Source organism: Mycobacterium sp. (assembly GCF_040509115.1).
GTDB lineage: Bacteria > Actinomycetota > Actinomycetes > Mycobacteriales > Mycobacteriaceae > Mycobacterium.
Window position 1 is genome coordinate 1 of record NZ_JBEVLO010000152.1, and the last position, 8,084, is coordinate 8,084.

Below are 8,084 nucleotides of genomic sequence, written 5' to 3' on the forward strand. Positions count from 1 at the left end.
CGACCCGGTTGCCCGCCAGCGCATTCGCGAAGGCCGAGCAGCTGGCGTAGCGATCGTCGGGCGACTTGGCCAGCGCCTTGTCGAAAACCGCTCCGAGAAAGGACAATTCGGGCCGGCGCGACCCGATCGACGGGGGCTGCGCCGTCAGATGCTGGCTGATGACCACCGCGGGATTGGAGTGCTTGAACGGTGGAGCCCCCGTCAGCAGCTGGTAGGCCGTCGCCGCCAACGCGTACTGGTCGATCCGGCCGTCGATCTCGCCGCCCATCAACTGCTCCGGCGCGGCGTACGCCACGGTGCCCACGGTCATGTTGGTGCCGGTCAGGCTGCTGTTGTCGTTCTGGCAGCGGGCAATGCCGAAGTCGGCCAGCATGATTCGCTCGTCGGCCTCGCCGGCATTGGCGATCAGGACGTTGGCGGGCTTGACGTCGCGATGCAGCAACCCCCGCTGGTGGGCGTGGTCGAGTGCCGCACCGACGGCCGTCACGATCCGCACCACCTCCTCGGCAGGCAGGCCCTTGGGACGGCTTTCCAGCAGCTGGCCGGCGTCGATTCCCTCGACGAAGTCCATCGAGATCCACAGCTGGCCCTCGAAGTCACCCCTGTCGTGCACCTCGACGATGTGCGGATGCCACAGGCTCGCGGCGAGGTCGGCCTCACGCGCGAAGCGCTGCCGGAACTCGTCGTTGGCGGAGACCGTCGTGCCGAGCACCTTGAGCGCGTCGTGCCTCGGCAGGCGTGGGTGCTTGGCGAGGTACACCTCACCCATCCCACCGGCACCGAGCAACCGCACGATGGTGTAGTCGGCGATCACCTGACCCTCGGCTAGCGGCATGGGCAGATCTTAGTGGTCGACGTCTCGTCGACGATCCGCGAGCGTGCGCATTGGTCCAGTCTTGCGCGGCGTGTCGCATACCGACACGCGCACGGGCGGCAGGAGGTGCACAGGTGAGGGGGTGGGGGCGGCGTTAGATCGGGATCAGGCCGTGCTTGCGCTGCACGCGCTGAATCTGCTTGTCCCGCAGCAACCGCATGCCGCTACGCAACTTCAGCCGCGTCTGGTGCGGCTCGATGACCGCATCGATGTAGCCGCGCTCGGCCGCGATGTACGGAATCGCCAGGTTCAGGTTGTAACCCTCGATGAAGTCCGCCTTGATCTTCTGCACCTCGGGGGCCTCCGGATCGGGAAAGCGCTTCACCAGCAGCTGGGCGGCGCCGTCGGCGCCGATCACCGCGATGCGGGCCGTCGGCCAGGCGAAGTTCAGGTCCGCGGTCAGCTGCTTGCTGCCCATCACCGCGTACGCGCCGCCGTAGGACTTGCGGACCGTGATCGTGATCTTCGGGACGACGGCCTCGACCACGGAGTACAGGAAGCGACCCCCACGCTTGATGATGCCGTTGCGCTCCTGCTCGACACCCACCATGAACCCCGGCGTGTCGACGACGAAGACCAGCGGGATGTTGAACGAGTCGTTGAACCGGACGAAGCGGGCCGCCTTGTCGGACTCCTCGTTGTCGATCGCACCCGAGTTGTACATCGGCTGGTTGGCGATCACGCCGACCGTACGTCCATCCACGCGGGCGTAGCCGGTGATGATCGCCTGCCCCGCCTGCGCGGCGACCTCGAAGAAGTCACCGTCGTCGAAGATCCGCAACAGGATCTCGTGCATGTCGTAGCCCATGTTGTCGGCGTCCGGCACGATGGCGTCGAGTTCCAGGTCGTGCGGCGTGACCTCGGGTTCCAGCCCGGGGTTGACCACCGGCTCGGAGTCGAAGGTGTTCGACGGCAGGAAGGTGAGATAGTCCCTGACGTACTGGAACGCCGCCTTCTCGTCCTCGACCACCTGGTGGATGTTGCCGTACTTGGCCTGGAAGTCGGCACCGCCGAGCTCGTCGAGCGACACGTCCTCGCCGGTGACGTCCTTGATCACGTCGGGCCCGGTGACGAACATGTAGCCCTGATCGCGGACCGCGACCACCAGGTCGGTCTGGATCGGCGAGTAGACCGCGCCACCCGCGCACTTGCCGAGGATGATCGAGATCTGAGGGACCAACCCGGACAGCAGCTCGTGCCGTCGGCCGAGTTCCGCGTACCACGCCAGCGAGGTCGCGGCGTCCTGGATGCGGGCACCGCCGGAGTCGTTGATGCCGATGATCGGGCAGCCGACCATCGCCACCCACTCCATCAGGCGGGCCACCTTGCGACCGAACATCTCCCCGACCGTGCCCTGGAACACCGTCTGGTCGTGACTGAAGACGCCGACCGGCCTGCCGTTGATGGTGCCGTGACCGGTCACCACGCCGTCGCCGAACAGCGCGTTCGGATCGCCGGGGGTCTTCGCCAACGCACCGATCTCGAAGAAGCTGCCGGGATCGATCAGGTCGTAGATCCGCGCGCGGGCACTCGGAATGCCCTTCTTGTCGCGCTTGGCGACGGCCTTCTCACCGCCGGGCTCCTTGGCCAGCTCGAGCTTCTCGCGGAGTTCGGCGAGCTTCTCCGCGGTGGTGCGTGCCTTGCTGGTGACGGTGGCCTGAGGTTCGCTCACTTCTGCTCGCTCTCGATGCGGTTGATCGCCTCGCTCATGTGGGCGCCGACCTTGGCAATGTACGGCTCGTCGATGGCCTGGATGTGCTCGCCCCCGATGTGCACGACCTCGAGGTCGGAGACGAACTCACCCCAGCCACCGTCGGGCTGACGGATGCCGTAGCGGGGCTCGAACTTGATCGCGTCGTCGTGATACCGGTCGGCCATGTACAGCGTGACGTGCCCGTCGTACGGTTCGATCACGACCGTCTCCAGCGCCCGGTTGTCCAGATAGGACGTGCGCTGGTGCTCGATGATGCCGCCAGGGATCTGGACGCCTGCGTTCTGCACCGCGTCAAGCACGAACCTGACCTGACCCTCGTCGTCGAGTTCCTCGAGCTCCTCGTACGGAATCGGCGGGATCTCCACGTTGAAGTTCTTCGCTGCGAACTCCGCGTACCGGTCCCAGCGCTTGCGGGTCTCCTCCTTGGTCTGAGGCACCTCCTCCCCGGCGCGGACCGTGTCGATCAGCCCGACGAACCGCACGTCGGCACCCTGCTGCTTGAGCCCGATCGCGCAGGCGTACGCCAGCGCGCCGCCAAGTGACCAGCCGGTCAGGACGAAGGGCTTCCCCTTCGCTCCCTCGACCCAGCCGTTGAGCTCCAGCAGCTTCGGCACGTACTGCGCCGCCCGCTCGAAGATGGTGCCCTCGACCCGCTCGAAGCCAATCATCGGGGTGCCCGCGGGCAATCGCTTGAGCAGCGGCTCGTAGACCACCGTCGACCCGCCCGCCGCGTGGAACACGTACACCGGCACGTCGTCGTCGGACTGGGGCGCCCTGATGGTGCGCACGAAACCGTCGAGCTCACCGGCCTCCAAGAACTCGCGCACCGTGGTGGCGAGCTCCTCGATGGTCTGCGCCTTCTTCACGTCCTCGGCCGTGATGGGTCCCTCGGCGCGCTCGGAGAGACGGGCCGCCATCTTCTCGGCTTCCTCGTCGGACAGTGCGCGCAGCGGGTTGAAGATGCCACCGGGCGACTTGCCGGTGACGATCGCCCACGTCGCGAACGTGACCCGCTCCGCAGCGTCGCGCGGCGGCACGTCGGAGTTCAGCGCCTCCGAGATCGCCTGCTGGTTGAGCACCTGCGCGGCGCCCGACAGATTCGGTGTCGTCGCCTTGGGCCCGGCGGGATTCGTCGGCGGCGGGGGCGGTGGCGGGACGATCCCCGCGGTCTCGAGGGGCGCCTGGACCGGAGGGGCAGGCGCCTCTGCACCCGCGACCTCGGCCTCGGCCTGCTTCTGGGCGAGCATCTCCTCGAGCTCGGCCACCGTGGTGGCCCCGCCCATCAGCTCGGCCTGCGCGGCCGCGATCTCCTCGTCGGTCTGCGTCTTCTGTGCCTCCGCCAGCTGGCCGACCTCGTCACGATGCTCGATGGCATAGGTGATCAGCTTCTCGACGGCGTACAGGTTCGCGTCCCGCACCGCAGTCAGCTGAATCGGCGGCAGGTCGAAGTCGTACTCGACGCGGTTCTTGATCCGCACCGCCATCAGCGAGTCGAGACCCAGCTCGATGAGCGGCACCTCCCACGGCAGGTCCTCGGGCTCGTACCCCATGGCGCTGCCGACGATGGTGCCAAGTCGCTGCCCGATGGTCTCGCCGCTGTCGGGGGACCACTTGGCGAAGCCCGCGGCCAGACCCGCACCGGCGGTGAGGTTGTCGGACAGGATCGCCGCGTCGTCCTCGGGCTCGTCCTCGACGACCTGGGTCATCGGCGCCTGCTCCATGGTGGTCGCGGGTGCCGAGATCGCGGCCCCACTGCCGACCGCCGTCGGCAACGCAGTGGCCTGCCCGCCGCGGCTGACGATCGAGTCGTACACCAGCGTGAAGGACTCCCCGATGCGGGCGTGCACCTGAACGGTCGCCCCTCCTGGGTGACGGCTCAGCGTCGTCACCAGGCGGGCGTCGTCCGACGGCACCGCGCGCTGCTCGAAGGCCGTCAGCTTGGCGTCTGGAAGCACCTGCACCGCAGCCGCCTTCACCAGCGCACCCAGATCGGTGGCACCGCGCGGGGCGAACTCCCAGACGTGGCGGCCGTCCGGCATCGCGACGTGCGTGCCGGGAAGGATGTTCGAGCCGTCGCCGGAGAACCGGACCTCGAGCCAGTGCGGCTTGCGCTTGAACCGGGTCGGCGGGATGTTCGCGAACTCGCCTGGCGCAAAGAGGGTCCGGAAGTCCAGGTCGTGGCCGTGGGTGAAGAGCTGCGCCATGGCCGACGTCATGGAGTCGACCTCGTCCTGCTTGCGCGCCAGCGTGGGGATCAGCTGCCCGTCGTGCAGACCAGCGGAGGCCGTCGTGAGCCCAACCTGCATGAGCGCCACGGGATTCGGGGCCAGCTCCAGGAACGTGGTGTGTCCGTTGTCGACGGCGTTGCGGATGCCGTGGGTGAAGTAGACGCTGTGCCGCAGGCCCTTCTTCCAGTAGTCGACGTCGTGGATGGGCTCACCGCCGGGCCGGATGAAGCTGCCCTCGTGCACCGTGGAGAAGTACGGGACCTGCAGTGGCTGCGCCTCGATGCCCTGCAGCTCGGCCGCGAGCTCACCGAGCAACGGGTCCATCTGCTGAGTGTGGCTGGCGCCCTTCGTCTGGAACTTGCGGGCGAACTTGCCCTCCGACTCGGCCCTCGCGATGATCGCGTCGACCTGCTCGGGCGGGCCGCCGATGACGGTCTGGGTCGGCGCGGCGTACACGCAGACCTCGAGGTCCGGGTAGTCCGAGAACACCGTCTTGATTTCGTCGGCGGAGTATTCGACGAGAGCCATCAACCGGATGTACTCACCGAAGAGCATCGACTCGCCCTCACCCATCAGGTGAGCACGCGAGCAGATGGTGCGGGTGGCGTCGACCAGCGACAGACCACCGGAGAAGTAGGCAGCCGCAGCCTCACCGAGCGACTGACCAACCAGTGCACCGGGTTTCGCGCCATGTGCCTTCAACAGCTCACCAAGCGCGACCTGGATCGCGAAGATGACGGTCTGCGTGGTCTCGATGCCGTAGTCCTGCGAGTCGTCCAGGATCAGCTCGACGATGGAATAGCCCAGCTCGTCCTGGACCAGGGCGTCGACCTTGTTGATCCACTCGGCGAAGATCTCGTCGCGCAGGTACAGGCTCTTGCCCATCTTGCGATGCTGCGCACCGAAGCCCGCGAGCACCCAGACGGGTCCGTTGGTGAGCGGACCGTCGGCGGCCAGCACCAACGGAGTCTGCTTGCCCTCGGCGAGGGCGCGTAGGCCCTTGACGGCCTCATCGTGGTCATGGGCCAGCACCACGGCGCGGGACCGGCCGTGGTTGCGCCTGCTCAGCGACCTGCCGATCGACTCCAGTGACGACGCGCGGCCCTCAGGGCCGTCGATCCAGTCGGCCAGTTCCGCGGCGGTGGCGCGCTTGCGGGAGGTCAGGAATCCCGAAACAGCCAATGGCACAACGGGAGTCGTGGGATTCTCGGCTTCGGCGGCGGCCAGCTCCTCGCGTGCCACCTCCAGCAGACGCAGTGCCTCGTCGGTCAGGCCGGGGAGTGCGGGCTCGCCATCGCCGAGCGCCTCCACGCCGATGTCGTCGGCGTCGTCATCATCGTCGTCGATCAGGTCGCCGTACTCGTCGACCCGCACGCCTCCGACGTAGACCGCGTTGGCATCCGACGTTGCCTGCGGTGCAACGACTTCCACTACCGGCTCCGGCTCGACGAGGTCCGACGGCAGCACCTCGCGCACCACCAGGTGGGCGTTGGCGCCACCGAAGCCGAACCCGGAAACACCGGCGATGGCATGGCCGCTGTAGCGCGGCCAGTCGGCGACGGTGTCGTTGACCTTGATGTGGATCTTGTCGAAGTCGATGTACGGGTTGGGGCCGGTGTAGTTGATCGACGGCGGTAGCTTGTCGTTGCGCAGCGACAGCGCGACCTTGGCGAGGCTTGCTGCACCCGCCGCCGACTCAAGGTGTCCCACATTCGATTTCACCGCACCGAGCAGTGCGGGCCGGTCAGCGGCGCGGCCCCGTCCGATCACCCGGCCGAGCGCGTCGGCCTCGATCGGGTCACCGAGGATGGTGCCGGTGCCGTGCGCCTCGACGTAGTCGACGGTGCGCGGGTCGATGCCCGCATCCTTGTACGCCTTGCGCAGGACGTCCGCCTGCGCGTCCGGGTTGGGCGCAAGCAGACCGTTGGAGCGACCGTCGTGGTTGACCGCGGTGCCTGCGATGACGGCGATGATGTCGTCACCGTCGCGGCGGGCATCGGCGACGCGCTTGAGCACCAGCATGCCGCCGCCCTCGGACCGGGCATAGCCGTCGGCATCCTGCGAGAAGGACTTGATCCGGCCGTCCGGCGCCAGCACGCCACCGACCTCGTCGAAGCCGATGGTGACCAGCGGGGTGATGAGCGCATTGACACCGCCGGCGAGCACCACGTCGACGTCGCCGGCGCGTAGCGCCTTCACGCCCTCGTGCACGGCCACCAGTGACGACGAGCAGGCCGTGTCGATGGCCATCGACGGGCCGCGGAAGTCGTAGAAGTAGGACACCCGGTTGGCGATGATCGAGCTCGTCGTCCCGGTGATCGCGTACGGGTGCGCCACCGCGGGATCGGACACCGACAGGAAGCTGTAGTCGTTGTTCGAGGCACCGACGTATACGCCGACCGACCCGCCGCGCAGGCTGGAGGCTGGAATCCTGGCGTTCTCCAACGCTTCCCACGTGAGTTCCAGCGCCATCCGCTGTTGCGGATCGATGTTGTCGGCTTCCATCTTCGACAGCGCGAAGAACTCGGCGTCGAAGCCCTTGATGTCGGAGAGGTAGCCGCCGCGCGTGCGCGCCTTGGCGACCCGCTCGGCGATTCGCGGTTCGTCGAGGAACTCCTCCCAGCGCCCTGGCGGCAGGTCGGTGATGGCGTCGCGACCCTCGAGCAGCGCCGTCCACATCTCGTCGGGGGTGTTCAGGTCACCGGGGAAGCGGGTGCCGATGCCGACGATCGCGATATCGTCCACGTCCTTGGTGCGCGACCAATCCTCGTCGCTCGCACCGGTTTCGACGTCCTCGGGCTCACCCTCGACGATGACCGTCGCCAACGACTCGATGGTCGGGTGGCGGAACGCCACGGTCGCCGTCAGAGTCACACCGGTGAGGTCCTCGATGTCGCTGGCCATGGCGACCGCGTCCCGCGACGACAGACCCAGCTCGACCATCGGCGCCGACTCGTCGATGCGGTCGGCGGGCTGCCCCGTCGCGTCGGCGATCCAGTTGCGCAGGTACTCGCGAAGTTCGGCGACGGTCTTGTCGGTGCGGACCGGTTTGTTGTCGGGGGCGCTCGGCGAATCGTTCCCTGCGTCAGTCATGTTCACTGTCCTCGGTTCTTCCCGCAAGCGCTCATCACTATTCACTTTCGCCGCGTCTGCGGCCCTGGGCGACGAAGCGGCGTCGGCCACGTCAGTCCGACTGGTCGGGGAAGTCGTTCGCGATCTTGCCGCTGCGAAGCGAGCCGTCGAGGTACGCCGAGCGGCAGGCCCGGCG

At 67.7% G+C, this 8,084-nt stretch carries 3 protein-coding genes; all 3 read right to left on the reverse strand.

The annotated features are described in order from the left end of the window. Positions 1 to 835: serine/threonine-protein kinase (locus ABW137_RS11310; RefSeq protein ID WP_526399871.1), on the reverse strand; the 835-nt coding region annotated here is incomplete at its 3' end. A gap of 133 nt (positions 836 to 968) precedes the next feature. Next, complete coding sequence (locus tag ABW137_RS11315; RefSeq protein ID WP_526399873.1) at positions 969 to 2,546, reverse strand: acyl-CoA carboxylase subunit beta; 1,578 nt, start codon at positions 2,544 to 2,546, stop codon at positions 969 to 971. Beyond that, positions 2,543 to 7,909, reverse strand: a complete 5,367-nt coding sequence (gene pks13 / locus ABW137_RS11320; protein WP_526399875.1) for a polyketide synthase Pks13 — start codon at positions 7,907 to 7,909, stop codon at positions 2,543 to 2,545. Before pks13 ends, ABW137_RS11315 begins: the two co-directional genes overlap by 4 nt. Between the last annotated feature and the right edge of the window lie 175 nt (positions 7,910 to 8,084).